Raw genomic sequence first — 19546 nt, 5'->3', positions numbered from 1 at the left:
GACCGTGCACGAGGCGGCCGGGGTGCCCCGTACGGGCCTTAGGATGGACCTCATGGCGAAATCCGGTACGACGACCCAGGGGCTGCGCACGGCGATCGAGCGCAGCGGCTACTACCCGGCCCTCGTGGCCGAGGCCGTGGAGGCCGCGGTGGGCGGCGAGCCGATCTCGTCGTACCTGGTCCACCAGGAGACGACCTTCGACTCCAACGAGGTGCGCCGCCACGTCACCGTGCTGGTCCTGACCGGCAACCGGTTCATCGTCTCCCACACCGACGAGCAGGCCGCCGACGCGGGCTCCCCGTCCCCGTACGCGACCACCTCCACCGAGTCGGTCAAGCTCTCCAGCATCTCCTCGGTGGTGCTGAGCCGCGTCGTCGCCAACCCCGAGTCCTACACCCCGGGCACCCTGCCCCGCGAGGTCGTCCTGACCATCGGCTGGGGCGCGGTCTCCCGGATCGACCTGGAACCCGCCGCCTGCGGCGACCCGAACTGCGACTCCGACCACGGCTACACCGGCAACTCCACCGCCGACGACCTGAGCCTGCGGGTCAGCGAGGCCGGAGACGGCCCGGAGGCGGTGCGCCAGACCCTGGTCTTCGCGCAGGCGCTCTCCGAAGCGACTGCGGCGACCTCCTCCCCCGCCGCCCGCTGATGTCGTACCCCGCGGCGCAGAACTGGCAGGACGAGCCGGAGCTGCTGGATCTCGCCGCCGCGCCCGTCCCCGCGTACGGCACCGGCTCGCTGGCCGACCTGCTGCCGACCCTCGTGGCGGGCCAGGGAGTCCCCGGCTTCACCGCCTCCATCCCGGAGCTGACCCCGGCCGACCGGAACTGCGTCTTCCTGGTCGACGGCATGGGCTGGGAGCAGATCAAGGCCCACCCGGACGAGGCCCCGTACCTGACCTCCCTGCTCGCCGGCTCGCGCGGCGGCACCGGCCGCCCGATCACCGCGGGCTTCCCGGCGACCACCGCCACCTCGCTGGCCTCCGTCGGCACCGGCCTGCCGCCCGCCCGCCACGGCCTGCCCGGCTACGCGGTGCGCAACCCGGCCACCGGCGAGCTGATGAACCAGCTCCGCTGGCACCCGTGGACCGCGCCCAAGCCCTGGCAGCCGTACCCGACCGTCTTCCAGCTGGCCGACAAGGCGGGGGTGGCGACGGCGCAGGTGTCCGCGCCCGCCTTCCAGACGACCCCCCTCACCAAGGTCGCGCTGAGCGGCGGCACCTTCCTCGGCCGGATGACCGGCGAGGAGCGGATGGACCTCGCGGCGCAGCGGCTCGCGGCCGGTGACCGCTCGCTCGTGTACACGTACTACAGCGAGCTCGACGGAGCCGGCCACCGGCACGGCGTGAACTCCGACGCCTGGCGCGGCCAGCTCATGTACGTCGACCGGCTCGTGCAGCGGCTCGCCGAGCAACTGCCCCCGCGCACCGCGCTGTACGTGACCGCGGACCACGGCATGGTCGACGTCCCCTTCGACGAGGACTCCCGCATCGACTACGACGAGGACTGGGAGCTGGGCGCGGGCGTGGCCCTGCTGGGCGGCGAAGGCCGGGCCCGGCACGTGTACGCGGTCCCCGGCGCCGAGGCCGACGTCCTGACCGTGTGGCGCGAGGTCCTCGGCGACCGCTTCTGGATCGCGAGCCGCGAAGAGGCCCTGGAACTGGGCTGGTTCGGGGCCCCGGGGGAGTGCGACGAGCGGGTACGGGGCCGGATCGGCGACGTGGTCGCGGCCGCCCAGGCCGATGTCGCCATCACCGCCTCGCGCAACGAGCCCAACGAGTCCGCCCTCGTCGGCATGCACGGCTCCATGACCCCGGCCGAGCAGCTGGTCCCGCTGCTCGAAGTCCGCTCCTGACCGCCTCCACCTTCCACCTTCCCCCGCTGCCCACGACCCGAAAGGTCCCGTACTTCCCATGCCCGAGCTGGTGTTCTTCTCCGGAACGATGGACTGCGGAAAGAGCACACTGGCTCTCCAGATCGCCCACAACCGTGATGCGCGGGGGCTCCAGGGTGTGATCTTCACGCGTGACGACCGGGCGGGTGAGGGCAAGCTGTCGTCCCGGCTGGGTCTGGTGACGGAGGCGGTGGAGGCGCCGGAGGGCATGGACCTGTACGCGTACCTCGTCGCTCAGCTCTCGCAGGGCGGCAAGGCGGACTACGTGATCGTGGACGAGGCCCAGTTCCTGGCTCCGGCCCAGATCGACCAGCTGGCGCGGATCGTGGACGACCTCGGGCTGGACGTCTTCGCCTTCGGCATCACGACGGACTTCCGCACCAAGCTGTTCCCCGGTTCGCAGCGCCTGATCGAGCTGGCGGACCGCCTGGAGCAGCTCCAGGTGGAGGCCTTGTGCTGGTGCGGGGCCCGCGCCACGCACAACGCCCGCACGATAGGCGGCGAGATGGTCGTCGAGGGCGCCCAGGTCGTCGTCGGCGACGTGAACCGCCCGGCGGAGGAGATCGGCTACGAGGTCCTCTGCCGCCGCCACCACCGCAAGCGCATGACGAGCGCCTCGGCGAGGGCGGCGGCATTGTCGCCGGACGTGCTGCCGGTGACCTCTGGTTGACCGGTGGGTCCACCCTGAGGCGGCGTACGGTCAGCGGGGGACGAGGTGGACGAGGAAGACGGTGATGTTCAGGGCTGAGAAGGCCCAGGGCACTAGCCGCTCGGCGCGGCCCAGTTCCAGGAACCTCGGAGGCAGGGCCGCCCGTTCGTCGGTGTAGAGGGCCGACGGGAGCCGTGTCTCCAGTGCCAGGACGGTCTGGAACTTCGCCCGGTTCAGGTCGCGGTAGGAACGCAGTTGCAGCCACCAGCTGGTGGACAGCAGCAGCGAGACGGAGAGTACGGCGACTGCCGCGAGCGGTGTGGCCGGGAGTGCGGCGGCCACCGTCGCCAGGGCGGTCTGAACGGCCAGGAAGTACGCGTTGGCCTGGCCGCGGCGTACGGAGGTGCGATCGGCCATCTCGACCGCCAGCTTGTACAGGTCCAGAAGGGTTTCGTCGGAGGACATGGCGTTTCTCCTGTCGTCGGAGTGAACTTCGGAGCGAACTTCGGGGGCTGTGGTCCCGGGAAGATCCGGGGCGCCGTGTCCTCACGGCGCCCCGGACCGAGGGCGGTCACGCGGCCTCGGCGATGTCCCCGGTCTCCTGGGCCTGCTCGGTTTCCACCGGCTCGACGTCCCGGACGCAGACCTTGTCCTGGTGGACGTTGATGCTGGTCACCTCGACGTCGAGGATCTCGCCCAGCTCGATCCCGTCGTGGTTGAGGTCGTGCCGCAGCTGCCGGCTCATCGCGGAGCAGTGCAGGAACGCCGGGCGCTCACGGCCGGAGACCCGCAGCAGCACGTAGCCGCCCTGGCCCTCCGGGGCGATCTTGACCACCTCGCCCTCCAGCCGCTCGTGCAACGCCACGCCCATCGAGGGCAGGGGCGCGACCGACCCGGTCCGCGCCGCCCCGACCGGCCGGCGGCCCTGCGCGAGGGCCAGGGTGACCCGCCGCCGGCGGCTGTCCACCGACAGCACCGTCACCTCCACCTGGCTCCCCGGCACCAACTCCGTCCCGGAGGGCAGGGAACTGTGCGGTACCAGCCCGTTGACGGGTCCGGAGACCCGGACGAAGACACCGGCCTGCCGCACGCTGTGCACCGTGCCGGTGAAGGCGTGGCCCACCGGGTGGGTGGCCTCCAGCCTGTGCCAGGGATTCTGCTGCCCGCTCAGCAGCGTGTACTTGGTGCCGCCGGCCGGGAGCATCTCGAAGGCGCCGTCAAGCCAGTCGCCCACGGTGCAATGCCGGGTCATGTCGGTGATGATCCGCGACCAGTCGACGTCCTCGCCGCTGAGCACGCCGAGGGCGCCGTCGGCCGCCCGTACCACCGCGAAGTCGGTGGAGACGCTGACGGCCTGGGCGCGCGCCGGGGTGACTCCGCCGGTGGCCAGCGGGATCAGCGCCATCTCCTGGGCGGGCTCGAGGCGCACCGCCTCCAGCTGCTGCCGCAGCTCCGTCCGCATCCGGGCCATGTCCGCGTACAGCGGCGTGTACGGGATGTGGCGCAGACCGCGGACGTCGCTGGGGATGTCGTCCGGGTGCTGCGCGAGGTAGATCATGCGTTTGCCGATGAGCTTGGCGGCCATGTACTCCATGGCCACGTTGGGCGTCCGGCAGGAGAAGTCGACGATGCAGACCTCGGCCTGCTGGATGGCGCGCCACACGACGTCCAGCACGTTGGCCGGGCCGTAGACGCTGTCGGCGCGGACCGGCGTCATGCCGGTCTCCGCGATGACGGAGCTGACGACGTCCTGGTAGAGCCAGTCGAAGTCGAACTCGTCGTCGTTGCGGAGGGTCTTCTTGCCGAAGGGGGCGATGACGAGCCCGCTGCCGGGAACGGTCTGTTCGTCGCGGGTGAGTCGGATGTCGTGCACGGCGGTTGCCTTCCGGGAGGAGGCGCCTGGTGCGCCCCGTTGATATGAGGCTCTCTGGTGTGACCGGTTCTCCCGCCCGTACGTCCGTTGAGTTTTCGGGGCACTCGGCGGCCGGCCTCGGGCGCGGCCTCAACGGGACCTCAACAACAGGACCTTGGCGACGGGGCCTCGGCAACGGGGCCTTGGCGTACGGCTCGCAAGCACGCGGCTGCGACTGCACAATTGACCCATGACAGACGTGGGGGAGCAGTGTCGCATCCGGGTGCTCGGGGACCTTGCCGTCGGGTGTGGTGACGTTCAGGTGGAACCGCCTGGCGGGCTCGCCGGTGCGGTTCTGGTGGTGCTGGCGCTGAAGTTACGGCGCGGCGTGCGGGAGCAGGACCTGCTGGCCTCGGTGCGAGACGGCGCCGGGAAGCCGGCCATCGCCTCGGAGCAGGCGCTGGCCCAGCACTTCAGCAGCCTGCGGAGAAGGCTGCCGGTGCCCAAGCGGGTCAAAGGGGGCCCGTATCGGCTCGATGCGGATGCGGTTCGGGTCGATGCCGTCGAATTCGTCGCAGGTGTGCGGAAGTTGCGCGAACTGTCGGGGTCGCCGGGGGTGGCGGAACTCGCCGCCCTCATCGACCTGTGGCACGGCGACCCCCGTGTCTGTCACCCGCAGGTCGACCCCAGCTGCTGGAACGAGGTGTTCGCCTGCCGCGACCGGCTCCTGGACGTGCTCGTCGAGGCGGACCCGGCGATCCTGCGGCAGCTCGACGGGCTGGCCGGTTTCCTCGACCTCTTCTCCGGTGACCGGGCGTGCGACCTGGTCCGCGAGCGACTGAGGGCTCCCGAGCCGCGGCGCATCCTGGTGGTGGAGGACCAGATGGCCGAGCTGATCGTGGACGCGCTGGAGGGCTTCGGCTTCTCCTGTCTCACCGTCCGATCCCTGGACGAGTGGCGGAGGATGCAGCGCGAGCGGGAAGCCGAGGTGAAGCGACTGGCCGGGGCGCTGGTCGACCTGCATCTCACCCCGGAGCTCGACGACCAGGGGGGGCTGGAGGTCGTGGAGTGGCTGGCCCGCCATACCGAGGTGCCGGCCTCGCTGATGACCATGGCGCCGCCGCCGGGGGACCTGGTCGAGCACACCCGGATCCAGCGCGCCCGTTACCGCCTCGTCGGCATCGTATATAAGGGCACGCCCAAGGCCGACTTCTCGGGCATCAGGCTGGCCGCTGAGATCTTGGTGTCCCCGAATGCGCGAGACCGCAGACGGCGCGCCGAGACCTGGCTGGAGTGGGCGGCCCTGCGTGCCGACGATCAACTCCTGAGCACCGGGGGCAGCCGCCACAACCCGGATCTCGAACAGTGCCGCGAGGACGCGGACCGCGTCCGCCGGATCCTCAGGGACGGCACGGTGGAGGAGGCGGAGCGCGAGGTGCAGGACTTCCTGCGGTCGTACGAGGACTGAGGTGCCGTCATCCGGCCGGGCCGTCGCCCGCCGCGGGCAGCCGGACCAGCAGGTGGGCGCCGCCGAGGTCGGAGCGGTCCAGGATGTCGACGCGCCCGCCGGCGTCCTGCACCAGTCCCCGCGCGGCCGCCAGCCCGGTGCCGCCGGTACCGTGCCGGGACAGGTGCTCGCCGGTGCGCAGGAACGTCCGCTCCTCCTCGGTGAGCCCCGGCCCGGCGTCCTCGATGTCCACCTGGAACCATCCGTGCGGCTCCGTCTCGGGCTGCCCGAGGCGGACCACGATGTCGGGGCCGCTGCGGACCATTTCCGCAGACGGGTCCGCCCGCAGTGAGCGCACCGCCTGGGCCGCATTGCGGATCAGGTTCTCGAAGGCGGTCTGCAGACCGGTGCGTACGGCCAGCACCGGTGCCTCGTCAGGTGGCCCGTGCGGCAGCTCGGTGCGGAAGGTGATCCGTACGCCCTCGTTGAACTCGACGTCCCGGGTCACCGCGCGCAGGAGCTCAACGAGGTCGTGCACGGCCGGCGGCGACTGGTATCCGGAGACCGAGGTGCGGATCTGCTCGCCGCCCAGCCGGGGCAACATCTGCATGATCTGGTTCACGGCGGCAGCATCGTCGCCGTCGAGCCTCGCGCCGAGGGCGTTCAGGTTCTCCAAGATGACGGCCAGGTCGTTGTCGGCCTGGTGCGCGTGATGCCGTACCGCCTTCTCGGTGTGCGCGGCCCGGCTGAAGGCCCTGGCCTGCTCCAGGCGCTGGAGCAGGGTTTCCACGGCCGCACCGGCCTGTTCGGCCGCGCCGTCGGTGAGGAGGGCGCCGAGGCCTGCCCGCAGGGTACGGTAGCCGCTCGTGCCATCCTGGAGCGTCTTCTGCCGGAGGAGCCCGTGCCGGCACAGCCGGTCCAGGACCTCCTCCGCGTCGAAGAGCTGGCCGGAGCGGCGTGGGAAGTCGTCGGGCAGGCCCGCCAACGGGAGGTCCGCCAGGATGTCGCTGCCCCGGAACGGTTCCTCGCGGTGCAGGGCGTACGCCAGGCCCAGCGCGGCCCGTTCCTCGGCGGGGAGCCCGTCGGCCACCGCGGAACGTACCTGGGCCCGAAACTCGGGGGTGCGCACACGGGCCAGGTCGGTGCGGTTCAGCCGGCCGTCGGCCGACCGCTGAGGCAGGACTTCCTCCAGGAGCATCCGCAGAACCACGGGCTGGCCCTCGGACTCGTAGTCCAAGGCGTGGACCACCGCCGCATCGGGGACCACGGCGTGCAGGTCGAGGAGCCAGGCCAGCGCCTCGCGCGGGGTGCCGCCGTTGAGGGCGATGCCCGCGTCGGGGAAGGCAAGGGCGCAGGGTCCCAGCCGGGGGACCAGGAGGCGTAGCAGGTTGATCCTCCGGTGGGCGGGCGTGGACAGCAGGCCGGCCGGCGGTGGGGCGAGGACACACAGGAGCTCTACGGCGGTCAGTGCCGCGACGCCGGCCGGCGTGGCCGGGGCCGGGCCGGCCGTGGGCACGAACCAGACCAGCGGCCCCGGCAGTTCCTCCGGGGGTGGGGCGTCGGAGGCGGACACCCAGAGGTGGACCCCGCCTGGGTCGGTGATCGGAAGGTGCGGCAGCCGGGCATCGGCCAGCCCGGTCAGCAGGGTGTGGAAGCCCGCGTCCCGGAAGGTCACGGGTTTACGTACGTCCTCGCCGAGCGTCGCGCTCAGGCATGAGGTGAAGTCGGCGACGGACGTCTCATGGCGTGCCGAGGCGAGTCTCCGCAGCGACTGCAGCAGGGGGACGTCGGACTTGCTCAGGCGGACGTAGCGGGTCAGGTAGTCGTGACGCGGTGGTACGGAGTCCGGCGGGTAGTGGCTCAGGATTTCCTGGAGGGTGCGGCCGAGCGCGGCGTCCCAGCGGGGCGGACGGGGGACCCAGGCGGGACTGCTGCCGTGCATGTCGATGCCCTCGGCCGTCAGCAGCCGACGGCCTGCCTCGAACTCGTTCGCTTCCAGGCAGGCCAGGACGGCCGCGGCATGGGCCTCCGACAGGTCGGCGGCGCTGAGTTCTGCGCGCAGTTCCTGCTGCTGCCGTTGCTCGGCGCGATGTACGGCGGCCTCGGTCTCGTCGAGCAGGGCCGTCGCCTCGGCGCGCCGGCGCAGAGCGGCTTCCTCGGCCCGCTGCGCGAGGTCCGCCGGGAGAGCGGTCGAGCTGCGCGAGGCCCGCCGCTGCAGCAGAGTTACCCGGGACCGCACGGTGGTGAGGGCCTCCTGCTGGGCGGCGTCGAGCCGGGCGTCGAGGCTGGCGAGCACGCCCCGCGGCAGGGCGGTGCCGGCCGAGCCGTCGGGCCGGCCCGACATGTCCATGAGTTCGGCGACGGCGGTGAACTCGCCGTCGTCGACCAGGCGGTGCAGTCCTTCCGCCTCGGACATCGGCTCTGCCAGGCCGCGCAGCACCAGTGCGGCCGTCTGGTCGAGGCGGATCGGCTGCCCGTCGGAGAGGGCGACGGCGAGGCTGGGGTGACGGCAGCGGCCCGTCCAGTCCTGCAGGACGGTGTCGAGCAGCGGACCCGCCTCGTCCGCGGTGGCGGTGGGGTCTGCGGGCACGGTCATGTGGCCCTCCAGCGGGCGAGCAGCTCCAGGTCGCCGAGGAATTGACGGGCCAGTACACCCTCCGGCCCCTCGATCCCTGCCGTCGCGTCGGTCAGTTCCTCCCAGTGTCCGGCCAGCCAGGAGCTCAGCTCCTCGGCACCCTGCGGGGCGGCGCCCGTCGTGGTCGCCTCCCCTGCCGACTGGAGGAGGTCGTCCACCGCAGCCACGACCGGGTTCAACCGCTGCAGGTAGCGCTTGAGATGGCCGCCGAACATCAGGGTCCCGTGCTGCGAGGCCCCCCGCCCGGCGACCAGCACCAACTGATCGGCCGGGACAGCCCCGGGACCCCGGCGCCACTCCCGCAGCTCGCCGTCACCGCGGGCGCCGGCGATCCGGCCCAGCTCCGCGAAGGCCCCTGACGGGGTGTTGAACAGGGCGTGGTGGGTGCGGGTGCTGACCGGGCTCGCGAAGGTCATGGCCCGGGCGTGGGTGAGCCGCTGGTCCAACTCCTCCCAGAGTCGGGCGCGTTCGTGTTCCCGCTGCGACCCGTCGAGGCTCGCCCGGATCAGCTCCATCGGCATCGGCATGTACGCGGCCTGCCAATAGGCGTCGACCTGGTCCGCCAGGCCCTGCCAGGGCGGGTCGAGCTGCGGCCGGACCAGCTCCAGAGCCTCGTGGCCGAACGCGTTCCCCTCGAGCAGCACCAGGGCGCACGCTCCGAGGGCGGTCGCCACCCGCTCCGCTGCGTCGAGGCTGTCATCGACGACGAGCTCCTCGAGGACCGCCGCCAGGGCGCCGACGTGGTGTGCGGCGCGGGCGGCGCCCAGTACCGCGGTGCGGGCCCGGGGCCGGAAGTCGGCTTCGGGTAGCGCGAGGCGGAGCACGGCGGCCTCCACGGCCTGCTCGCTGTTCCAGCAGTGCCGCACCAGCCACCGCTGCCAGTGCCCGGCCCGCTCGCCCTGACCGGAGGCTCCCCGGTCCGTGCCCCGGTGGCTGGCCAGGCAGCGGGCGGCGACCACCGCAACCAGGTCCTCGGGCCCAATGCCGCCGAGCAGGTCCAGCACCTGCCAGGGGTGTTCCGCGGCGCTCAGCTCCTGGGTCACCAGTCGCGGATCGGCGAGGCCCTGGTCCGCGTAGGAGTGCAGCAGCCGCTGGGCCTGTGCGTGGGCGGCGCAGGCCGGCGGGTGCGCCGGGGCGGGTTCCGGTACGGGCGACTCGGCCCCCGCGGGCCCCTCGAAGGCGCCCGCCGCCCTGGCCACCGCATCCGCTGCGGCGGCCCCGCTGGTCCGGACACTGAGCTCCGAGGCCAGCCGGTGACGTCCGTAACGCCCCTCGAACGCAAGGTAGTTGAAGCCGCCGACGACGGCCTCGTCGTCCCAGACCAGAACCGCCGCGCGATTGCCGCCCTCCACCAGGCGCAGTCGGCCGGGGAAGTCGGCCAGCAGGCCCTGCAGCCGGTGCCGGGCCTCGCCGTACTGGTGCCGGTCGCCCACCGGGTAGGTGGCGTCCGGCAGGACCAGGGTCACCGCCACGCCCTCCTCCAGCCGGGCGCGCAGGGCGCCCAGGAGCCCGGTGTCGACGACTTCGGCGGCCAGGCCGTCGGAGGCGATCACCAGCCTGCGCCGGGCGCGGGTCACGGCGACCCGGAACAGGGTGCGGTGCGTCGCGTCCGTCACCAGACGGGCGGCCGGCAGGCGGCGGCCCGCGAGGTGGGCCTCGGCTCGCCGGAGGTACTCCGTCCAACCGCTGACCCACAACTCCAGCGCCGACGCCTCGACGCTCGGGTCCTCCGCCGGCGCCTCCACCGCAGGACGCGGCGGCGCGTCCGGATCCGCGTCTGGATCCGTGCCCGGACCCGCGACAGGATCCGGACGGAGTTCCGGATCCGGCGCCCCGGCCGGCCGGAAGTCCGCCGCCCGCACCCGGACCAGCCGGCTGTGCTCGTACGACGGCACCGAGGCCCGCACCCAGTCGAGCAGCTCCGAGAGCACCGGGCCGTCGGTGCTGGGCTGTTCCAGCAGCAGCCCGACGTCGGACCGCCCCCCGGACCCCGACAGCGGGGCGGCGCTGGTGACCAGGGCCGCCGCGTGGTCCACCACCACCAGCTTGGCGTGGGTACGGGCGCTGGTCACCGGCAGGACGACCTGCGTCGCGCCCGCCTTCCCGCCTAGCCGCTGGAGGTCCTCCAGGGCGTTGCGGGTGCGGTCGTCGAACTCCTCGTCCCGGTCCCGGTCGGCGGCGCCCCACAGCAGGACGAGCCGTACGCCGCGCCGGACGGCGTCCTCGAGCGCCGGGAGGTGCCGGCGCAGCGTCTGGTACTGGATTCGGGGACTGCAGATGACCAACTGACTGGTGGCCTCCGTGATCAGCTGCCCGACCAGCCGCTCGTGCTCGTCAGCCGTCACCGGGCGGACCCGCATCTCCCGGTCGGTCCGCTCCCGCAGCAAACCCTCCAACTGGGCGGCGTCGTCGGCGAGTTCCAGGTGCCAGGTGCGCCGCTGCCCGGCCGGAACACCGCGGGCTGTCTCTACCCGGTCCGCCAGGCGAGCCAACGCCCCGGCGGGAGAGGGGGGTTCGCTCAGAGCGCCCACCGCGAGGCTGCGCAGCTCGCTGAACGGCTTGGCGCCCGGGCTCTCCGAGGCGAGCCGGGTGAGCCGTTCCGAGGCGCTCTCCCGGAGCTCGGCCGGCACCCGGTCGTCCACCACGGTCATCGTCAGCTGCTGGATCGCCTCGTCCCAGCGCGGCTCCACCTTCAGCTCGATCCAGCGGCGGGTCCTGGGCCGCTGCAGGCCGGGCGGGGGCAGTCTGTAGGACAGCACCCGGCGCCGGCGCCCCGGGTCCACCGGTCGATGGGCCCTGTCGTTCGGCGCCCGCGGCTCGTCGGCCTTCAGCGAATCGGTGAGCGCCCGCAGCACCGCGGACTGCGACACCTGCTCCAGGCCCACGGGGTCGTCACCGACCGGCAGGGCGAGCCGCGGCTCGGGTGCGGACAGCGGACCGCGTGCGGGCAGGACCCGACCCGTGACCCGGTCGATCATCAGCTCCCGCTTCTCCCGCACGTACTCCGCACCCGGCAGCGCCATGCCCCGGTCGAGCCGGTCGGCGACTTCCGGCGGCACGACCACCTGGCTCAGCGAGCGGTCCACCGTCAGCAGCCCCGCCCGCCACAAGTCGTAGACCAGATCGTGGACGAGCCGGCGGCCGAGCTGCAGGTGCCCGGTCAGCTGCCCGATGTCGTTGAGTCCGGCACGTACCGCGTCGAGCATCACCAGCTCCATCGGTGACAGGGCGGCGCCGTAACCGAGCCGGACCTGCAGCTCCACCGTCTCGCAGGGCACCCAGACGACCGCGACTCCGCTCAACTCCCCTCCAGGTACAGGACATCGGCGGCCTTCATCACGACGCCGTAGTGGTCCACCGCCTGGCAGACGGTCTGCCAGAAGGTGTCGCCGCCGTTCTCGAAGCCCGCGTAGTGCGCGTACTCGCCGACGACGACCAGGAGTTGGCGGGCCCGTGAGAACAGCACATTGATCAGGTCCCGGCGGCTCAGGTGCCCGTAGCTCTCCGCCGCGCTGCCCGCGCCGCGCCGCTTGTTGCGGACGAGCGAGACCACCACGATGTCCGCCTCCCGGCCCTGGAAGGCGTGCACGGTCTGTACGAACCGCGTCAGGTCCCCGTAGCGGTGCAGCACCTCCGCCTGCTGACGGTACGGAGTGAGCACTGCGAGCGGCTCGGGGCTGAATCCGTCGCGGCCGGGGACCGGGGCGGGGCGCATGGCTGACACCAGGCGGTGCACGATGTCCGCCTCCCCCTCGTTCTTCCAGTACGGCTGCTCCTGGCACTGCGGCAGACCGGCGGTGTCCAGCCAGACCAGGGAGTGCCCGCGCAGCCGGCCCGGGGCCTCCAGCGGCGAGGGCGTCTCCGGGTGGTGGGTGGCCAGGCCGCCCAGCGGCATGCCGTCGTCGGGCGGGCGCTCTCCGGGGCGTGGCGCCCGCGGATAGAAGACCCGGCTGACGACCTGCGCGATGGGCTCGCGCATCCGGAACTGGGTGGAGAGCCGGGCTGTGGGCCGCTCCCGCCAGGCGCGGCCTGAGTCCTCGTCGCCGTCCGAGACCCCCGACTGATCCCCGACCGGGCTCTCCTCGGGGAAGAGGCTGCCGAACAGATCGAACGCCTTCAGGTACGTCTTGCGGTCCGCCCCTGCGGCGGCGATGGCGGTACTGGGGTCGTCGACGCACGAGTCAAGGAACCGCACCACCTCGTCACGCCGGTGTGCCGGCAGCTGGAAGTGATCGCCGATGAGCGTCCAGCGGGTGCCCCGCACCAGCGGGATGGCCAGTTCGGTCGGCCAGGCCTTGGCCGCCTCCTCCACGATGACCCAGTCGAAGGACGACGCGCCGCCGGTGGTCCCGAGGTTGCGCGGGGTGGCGGTGGCGCAGGTGGCGAAGACGATGTTCGCGCCGCGCTGCAGCCGGTCCGCCAGCTCCGGCAGGACCGGCTCCTTGGCGCCGGGGTCCAGCAGATCGCGCCACCGCTCCAGTACCGGCCGCACCGCCGGGTCCACCCCGCCGTTCAGCAGGTCGTCGATGCCCTGGCGCATCTGGCGGGCCCGGCGCAGCACCAGCTCGCTGCGGAGCCAGGGGCGTACCACCTCGTCCGGGTTGCCGCGCTGGGACACCACCCGCAGCGCGATGGGGACGTCCGGGTCCCCGTCCTGCGGCCCCTCGTCGTCCCGCGCGCCGATGTCCTTGAGGATGCGCGCGGCGAGATTGTCCAGAGTGAAGTTGGACTGCGCGGAGACCAGGATGCGGTGGGTGGGCTCCTGCTCCAGATAGGCGGCCAGGGCGCGCGCGGTGACCGTCGTCTTGCCCGTCCCGGGCGGCCCCTGCAGGGCGAAGAACGGCTGGTGCACCAGGATGTCCTTCACTGCCCGGCGGCCGCCCTTGAGCAGCCCCTTGCCTGCGTGCTCCCAGCGCTGCGGCAGGGTGGGCAGGGAGAACGGCCTGTGCAACTGGTTGACCAGCGGCTTGAGGGCGAACAGCTCCCAGCGCGCGTCCGCCTGCCGACGCAGCACCGACTCCGAGCCGACATCGTCGGCCGGCCGGATCCAGCCCTGCGGCGGGATCTTCCCCTGCCCCGGCTTGGCCTGCAGCACGATCCGGTCGCCGCCCTCGACCCGCACCACCTGCGCCTGCACGCTGCGCACCTGAGGCCCTTTGCGGTCGTGGTCACCCGGGTATACCTCGACGTCGCTGCTGCCGCTTTCCTCGCTCTCGAGTCGGCCGAAGAAATCCCCGAAGGGCGGGCGCAGTTCGGGGTTGCGAGCGTACTTCGTGAGCAGGGCGTGGCTGTGGATCCGCTCCTGGTCGCGCTTCTGGTCCCAGCGCACCAGCGTGCTGTCGCCGGAAGTGTCGGCCACCTTCTCGTACGGGTAGCGGCGGGCTCGGAGTTCCACTCCCTGGAACTCCAGCAGCCAGTTGATGGCACGCTCGTAGTCGAGCTGCGCGGTGGACTTGCCGGCGGCGGGCCGGATGGCGTCGAGGAAATCCTTCCAGCTCGGCCGGTCCCGGCACAGGGCGTTGAGTCGGGGAGTGGGCGTACGGTAGCTCAGCGCCTTGATCTCCGGCACGGGCCGCTTGAGCGAGGACGTCCGCAGATCGTCCAGCTTGTTCCGGATCCCGTAGGCGTCCAACCTGGCCACGTACTTGACGACCAGCACCTGGGGGATCGCCGGCCCCAGACTCAGGCCCTGCTGCGGTCGGAAGAGCTGGCAGAACCACAGGGCGCGCGCGCCGGCCAGCACTACGGTGGCCTCCCGCTTGCTCTCCGTGGAGCCGCCGCCGACATAAGGGTCGGCGCCGTCCGGGGAGTGGAGCACCTCGCCGCGCCGCAGGTCGGTCCGGAGGAGTTCGGCCGTCTCCCGCACACCGGCCTCGCTGTCCGCCGGGTGCTCCAGCCAGCCCCACTTGCCCAGGGTCTCCTCGCCCCGCTCGGGCATGAAGGCCAGCAGGTGCGGCAGGCTGCTGACCGCACCGCCGAACTCGATGAGGTTGGCCTCGTGGTGCTCGTTCAGATCGCTCGCGACCTCGTCGGCGGTGGGCCGGTTCTGCGGCTGCGGGTCGAGCATCCGCCGCAGCAGGTCGCGCAGCGCCGACGGGAGCCGCGCATGCCGAAGGCGCTCGCGCATGTGCTCGCCCAGGCGGTCCAGCCGGTCGCGCTCGGCCAGGATCTCCTCGGGCTCGCGCGGCACCCGCAGAGGCACCAGATCGGCCGGCAGCGGCTCGACGAACCACTCCCAGGCCACCGCCGCCAGCCCGTAGACGTCGCCCTTGGCGCTCTCCACGACGTTGTTCGACTCGCCGGGCCGGGGCAGGAAGTAGGCGAGGCGCTCCGGCGCCAGATAGGGCAGCGGCTCGGGCCCCTCGGCCAGCACCAGCTCTCGCAGCTGCCCGGCCGCCGTGGAGTCCGGGGACGAACCGCTGAGCAGCCCGGCCACGAACGAACTCAGCTCGAACCGGGCCAGCCGCAGGCGCAGTTCGCCGTCGGCGCCGACGACCACGTCCAGCGCGGCCGGGGAGAGCCGGCGGTGTGTCAGACCCAGGTCGTGCACGATCGACAGCGCGTCCGCCAGCAGCCCGAACTGTCGCAGCGCCCCCGCCGGGTCCTTGCGCAGCACCTCGCCGTCCGCCCGCGACAGTTGGTTGTCCGCCCCCACGGTGGCGATGAACGCCGCCTCGCTCCCGAGCCCTGCCTCCTTCGCCGTGTCGGCGTCCAGATAGCCGCCGCCGAGCAGCACGGGCAGACACGGGTGCTCCAGCCCCGAGAGCCGGGTCAGAGCCCGCACCTGCTGGTCCCACAGCAGACCGCCCAACTCGGTCAGGCCCGCGTACACGGAGACGTCGACCTGCCGGTCCGTCTCCGCGTCGAACAGATCCCGCGTGGTGTACAGGTGTCCCGGCAGGAGCTCCCGGCAGGTGAGTGCCGCCTCGGGGTCCACCGGTTCGTAGGGTCCGCAGCGGGCCGTCGCCGCGTTGCAGCAGAAGTACTGGATCAACCCGACGACCTGCTCCACCCCGAACGCCACAGCCCTTGCCCCCTCATGGCCAGCAGTCTCCGCGTTGTCAGCAAGTATGGGGGAACACGGGACGGCCGGTGAGGTAATCACGCGGGCAGCGTGCGACGGAGAGCCGCTGGACGGGAGAGGGAGCTGGTCGGGTCGAAGTCGAGTCAGCGGAACGCGAGATCTTCTGCTGGCTGCCATCAGGCTGGGGCGACCCGTGAACACGTGGTGTCATGGCACGGGCGCTGCAGGTAGATGGTGGTTGGTCAAGCAAAAGGACACTGGCTCTCCAGATCGCCCACAACCGTGATGCGCGGGGACTGCAGGGTGTGATCTTCACGTGTGACGACCGGGCGGTTGAGGGCAAGCTGTCGTCCCGGCTGGGTCTGGTGACGGAGGCGGTGGAGGCGCCGGAGGGCATGGACCTGTACGCGTACCTCGTCGCTCAGCTCTCGCAGGGCGGCAAGGCGGACTACGTGATCGTGGACGAGGCGCAGTTCCTGGCCCCGGCGCAGATCGATCAGCTGGCGCGGATCGTGGACGACCTCGGCCTCGACGTCTTCGCCTTCGGCATCACGACGGACTTCCGCACGAAGCTCTTCCCCGGTTCGCAGCGCCTGATCGAGCTGGCGGACCGGCTGGAGCAGCTCCAGGTGGAGGCCTTGTGCTGGTGCGGGGCCCGCGCCACGCACAACGCCCGCACGATAGGCGGCGAGATGGTCGTCGAGGGCGCCCAGGTCGTCGTCGGCGACGTGAACCGCCCGGCGGAGGAGATCGGCTACGAGGTCCTCTGCCGCCGCCACCACCGCAAGCGCATGACCTCGGCCTCGGCCCACGCCGGCGCCCTCTCCCCGGACGTCCTGCCGGTCAACCACGCCTGACCGTTCTTCTCGGTGCCCGGCAGCCCTGGCCGGTCTGACCGTCGGCCGTCACCGTCACGCCCCACTGCCCCAGCAACGAGCACCGACTGAGCTGGTCACACTACCGACGCACCAGCCGAGCCCGACCCGCCGCTGCCGAACGATGCACAGCCCTGTGGCCGGGCTCATCATGATGACGGCGGGTTTCCTCGGGCTCGCCATATACGCGGGCGTCCTCAGGCGACGCCGGGCCACCGCCCTGCCGGTGGTCGGCTGGACCAGCGACCGGGTCTGACGTGAATCCGAGGCCGCACTCACGTCGCGCGCCGGCCCCTGCGGCGTAGGCCTGGTTCTCGCGGGCGCCGCCCCGCTTGGCCCCCAGACACCCGCGCCTTGATCGCCGTACGCCAACTGTGGCCGCACCCGCTCCGTCACGGTACTGTCGCGCAGCGTGAGGTGACGCCGGGCCCCTTCGGCCTGGCGGTCCGACTCGCCCGGACGGTCCCGGGCGCGACAGCATGGAGAGAGAGCGGTCGGCGGGACGTCCTCGGGAGGAGGCGATACAGAAAGTGACCAGGCATCGCTTTGCGTTCTGCGGGGCTGAGCTTGCCGCTGTCTATGTGGTCGCCGACCAGGGCAGGGAACTCCATCTGGCCGAGCTGACCGGAAACCGCGGCGTCCTCTACGGACTGCCCGCGATCCTCGCCGTGGCCGGCCATTCGCCCGCCGCCAGTGCCTTTCTCTCCGGCCGCCCGCTGTGGCTGACGCCCAGGGGACTCGCCACGTTCATCGAGGATGATCCCCACTACTTCCCCACCCGGGTCCGGGACGGCGACGCCGACTCGCCGGCCAGGATCTCGCTGGGCGCTCTGCCACTGGGACGCGACGACCAGAGGCTCGGGTGCCTGATCGTCGCCGGCGCGGTCGGGGACGGCTTCAGCGCCGACGACCGCAGCCTTCTGGAGCTTTACGCCGATCAGGTGGCCGCCGGACTCGAATCGGTCGCCGCTCGCTCCCCCGGGCGCAAAGCCCCGCAGGCGCATCTGGGTCAGTCCCTGATGCCTGCGCAAGGCGGCGCGTTCATCCTGGAACTGAGCACCGGCCGCATGGAGGCCCACGCGCATGTGCTGCAACTGCTTGGTCTGCCTCCCGAGCAGTTCGACGGGCAGGTGGAGACCCTGCTCGCCTGCGCCGTCCCCGACGACATGCCCGCACTGATGGCGATCGTGGAGCCGGACCGGCTGGCCGCCGCCGGACAGCAGCTGGCCTTCCGCATCCGCCGCCCGAACGGCGAGCTGCGATGGCTGGGGCTGCGTTGCCGTGTCGAAGTGGACTCCGATGACACACCGCAGCGTGTCCTGGGTGTGGTGGCCGACGCCACCTATCTGCGCCCCAGCGCCGACGAGGTCTCCCTCGTGCAGCGGCTGTCGGCCACGCTGGCGGGAGCGGCGACCATCCGAGATGTCAGCCGGCTGGTGGTCGCCGCCCTGCGCGAGCCGCTCGGCGCCTCCCGGGTCGCCGTTGGCGAACTGGAGCCCGAGCGGCTCATCGTCACCGCCCTCGACCCTCCGGAGCCCGATGCCTGGCCCGAGGTGTGGCGCTCGGAATGGCGGTCCGAGTGGCCCGACGCGCCGCTCAGCGACCTGCCCACCCTGCAGAGCGCGCTGCGTGGGGGGCATATGAGTCTGTGGCCGCCGGGCGCGGCTCTCGAGCCCGGTCTTCTGGGCGTCGGGCCCGGTGGTCTCGCGGTGCTGCCGCTGCCCGCCGAAGGCCGGATGGTCGGGGTGTGTCTGGTGGGGTGGGACGCGGAGCACCGGTTCGGACCGGAGGAGCGGTCGCTGCTGACCGCGACCGCGGGGCTGGTGGGGCAGGCGCTGGTGCGCGCCCACGCACTGGACGCGGGCCACGAACTCGCCACCATGCTCCAGCGCAGTCTGCTGCCCCGTAAGCTCCCGGAGCTGCCGGGCGGGGTCGCCGTCGCCCGCTACCTGCCCGCGACGGCGGGACTCGAGGTCGGCGGCGACTGGTATGACGTCATTCCGCTCAGTGACGGCCACGTGGCGTTCGTCATCGGGGATGTACAGGGGCACAGCGCGGGAGCCGCCACCATCATGGGCCAGATGCTTACGGCGGTCAGGGCCTACGCGGTGGAGGGCCACCCGCCCGACGTGGTGGTCGCGCGGGCCAACCGTCTGCTCGTTGGCATGGAGACCGATCTGTTCGCCACCTGTACGTATGTGGACCTGGACATGGAAGAGGGCATCGCCAGGTTCGTACGGGCCGGCCATCTGCCGCCGGTACTGCGCCATCCCGACGGCGTCACCGAGGAGATGGCGGTCGAGGGCGGGCCTCCACTGGGAGTGCTCGCGGAAGCCGAATTCCCCATGACCGAGGCGGGGCTGCTCCCCGGCACCCTGCTCGTTCTGCTGACGGACGGCTTGGTCGAGTCCGCCAGGCTGCCTCTGGAGGAGGGGATGCGGCGGGTGTGCGAGGTGCTCGCCGCGGCGGACCCGGTCGATGCCGGAGGGGTGGCCGACGAGTTGGTCGTCGGCGTGGGCCGTCGCGACGACGATGTGGCGTTGCTGTTGCTGCGCTACGACGGCATAGGGGGCCGGCCGATACGGAGCCACTGGACGGTGTGGCGGCTGCCCAACGCGGTGCTGCACGCGCGCCGCTTCACCGCGCGCACCCTGCGGTCCTGGGGAGTGGTGGAGGAACTCGACACGGCTCTGCTGGTCGTCTCCGAGCTGGTCACCAACGCCATCGCGCACACGCAGGGCGAGGTGGGGATGGATCTGACTCTGTCGGCGGACCGGCTGCGGATCGCCGTAAGCGACGCGTCGCCGCGCAGCCCCGTCAAACCGCTGTCGGTGAGCTGGGAGTCGACCGGTGGTCGCGGGCTGCTCATCGTGGAGGCGACGACGATGGCCTGGGGCTCGGTGCCGCTCAGCGGCGGCAAGCAGGTGTGGGCCGAGATCTCCTGGCGCCGCGCGAGCGGCTGATGCAGAGAGTGAGGCCCGCTGCGTCCCGTCACGGCTTCGCCGCGCCGTGGTTCCTGACGAGGTTTCGATACGGTTCCCGGGGACACCGCCAAAGGCGCCGGGCGGCCCTCCACCGCGGCTGGAGGTGCGCGCCGAGCGGTGGCCGGCGACGGCGGGCCGCGCCACTTCACGCGCCTGATCGAGCGCGGGCTCCATCCGACGCTGC

General features: G+C 72.3%; 12 protein-coding genes. 7 read left to right on the top strand and 5 right to left on the bottom strand.

What is annotated here, in order from left to right; all coding sequences use genetic code 11:
- The first annotated feature begins 52 nt into the window (after positions 1-52).
- From OG447_RS30075 to OG447_RS30065, 3 genes are read left to right on the top strand one after another with little or no spacing between them, the layout of a single operon-like run.
- Positions 53-652 (top strand): DUF5998 family protein, encoded by a 600-nt coding sequence (locus OG447_RS30075; protein ID WP_266940626.1) that lies wholly within the window; start codon positions 53-55, stop codon positions 650-652.
- On the top strand, positions 652-1857 hold the full coding sequence (locus OG447_RS30070; RefSeq protein WP_266940625.1) for an alkaline phosphatase family protein: 1206 nt from the start codon (positions 652-654) through the stop codon (positions 1855-1857). The genes OG447_RS30075 and OG447_RS30070 overlap by 1 nt, the downstream gene beginning before the upstream one ends.
- Positions 1858-1915: 58 nt before the next feature.
- On the top strand, positions 1916-2566 hold the full coding sequence (locus tag OG447_RS30065; protein WP_266940624.1) for a thymidine kinase: 651 nt from the start codon (positions 1916-1918) through the stop codon (positions 2564-2566).
- Between the two features lie 30 nt (positions 2567-2596).
- Here OG447_RS30065 and OG447_RS30060 read toward each other — a convergent pair whose 3' ends face one another.
- Together OG447_RS30060 and OG447_RS30055 are read right to left on the bottom strand one after the other, a co-directional pair.
- On the bottom strand, positions 2597-3010 hold the full coding sequence (locus OG447_RS30060; RefSeq protein ID WP_266940623.1) for a hypothetical protein: 414 nt from the start codon (positions 3008-3010) through the stop codon (positions 2597-2599).
- 106 nt (positions 3011-3116) lie between these two features.
- The gene (locus OG447_RS30055) at positions 3117-4418 is read right to left on the bottom strand and encodes a S1 RNA-binding domain-containing protein (RefSeq protein ID WP_266940622.1); all 1302 of its coding nucleotides are present in this window, start codon (positions 4416-4418) and stop codon (positions 3117-3119) included.
- A 229-nt stretch (positions 4419-4647) separates the two neighbouring features.
- Between OG447_RS30055 and OG447_RS30050 the strand changes: the two genes are divergently transcribed.
- Positions 4648-5865, top strand: coding sequence for a response regulator (locus OG447_RS30050; protein WP_266940621.1), 1218 nt, complete (start codon positions 4648-4650; stop codon positions 5863-5865).
- A 7-nt stretch (positions 5866-5872) separates the two neighbouring features.
- On the opposite strand, the gene OG447_RS30045 is transcribed toward OG447_RS30050, so the two are convergent.
- The 3 genes from OG447_RS30045 to OG447_RS30035 are packed head-to-tail and all read right to left on the bottom strand — an operon-like array spanning position 5873 to position 15503.
- Positions 5873-8440, bottom strand: coding sequence for an ATP-binding protein (locus OG447_RS30045; RefSeq protein ID WP_266940620.1), 2568 nt, complete (start codon positions 8438-8440; stop codon positions 5873-5875).
- Complete coding sequence (locus OG447_RS30040) at positions 8437-11781, bottom strand: phospholipase D-like domain-containing protein (RefSeq protein WP_266940619.1); 3345 nt, start codon at positions 11779-11781, stop codon at positions 8437-8439. Before OG447_RS30040 ends, OG447_RS30045 begins: the two co-directional genes overlap by 4 nt.
- A complete protein-coding gene (locus OG447_RS30035; protein WP_266940618.1) occupies positions 11778-15503 on the bottom strand; it encodes an AAA domain-containing protein in 3726 nt (1241 codons plus the stop codon). The genes OG447_RS30040 and OG447_RS30035 overlap by 4 nt, the downstream gene beginning before the upstream one ends.
- 209 nt (positions 15504-15712) lie before the next feature.
- On the opposite strand from OG447_RS30035, the gene OG447_RS30030 reads away from it, so the two are divergent.
- The 3 genes from OG447_RS30030 (at position 15713) to OG447_RS30020 (ending at position 19341) form a co-directional block, all read left to right on the top strand.
- Positions 15713-16360: a thymidine kinase gene (locus tag OG447_RS30030; RefSeq protein WP_266940617.1), complete on the top strand. Its 648-nt coding sequence runs from the start codon at positions 15713-15715 to the stop codon at positions 16358-16360.
- A gap of 142 nt (positions 16361-16502) precedes the next feature.
- Positions 16503-16634: a hypothetical protein gene (locus OG447_RS30025; protein WP_266940616.1), complete on the top strand. Its 132-nt coding sequence runs from the start codon at positions 16503-16505 to the stop codon at positions 16632-16634.
- A 274-nt stretch (positions 16635-16908) separates the two neighbouring features.
- Positions 16909-19341: a SpoIIE family protein phosphatase gene (locus OG447_RS30020; RefSeq protein WP_266940615.1), complete on the top strand. Its 2433-nt coding sequence runs from the start codon at positions 16909-16911 to the stop codon at positions 19339-19341.
- The last annotated feature ends 205 nt before the right edge of the window (positions 19342-19546 follow it).

This window comes from Streptomyces sp. NBC_01408, from assembly GCF_026340255.1.
Taxonomy (GTDB): Bacteria; Actinomycetota; Actinomycetes; order Streptomycetales; family Streptomycetaceae; genus Streptomyces.
This window is presented reverse-complemented; position numbering and strand designations above follow the sequence as displayed.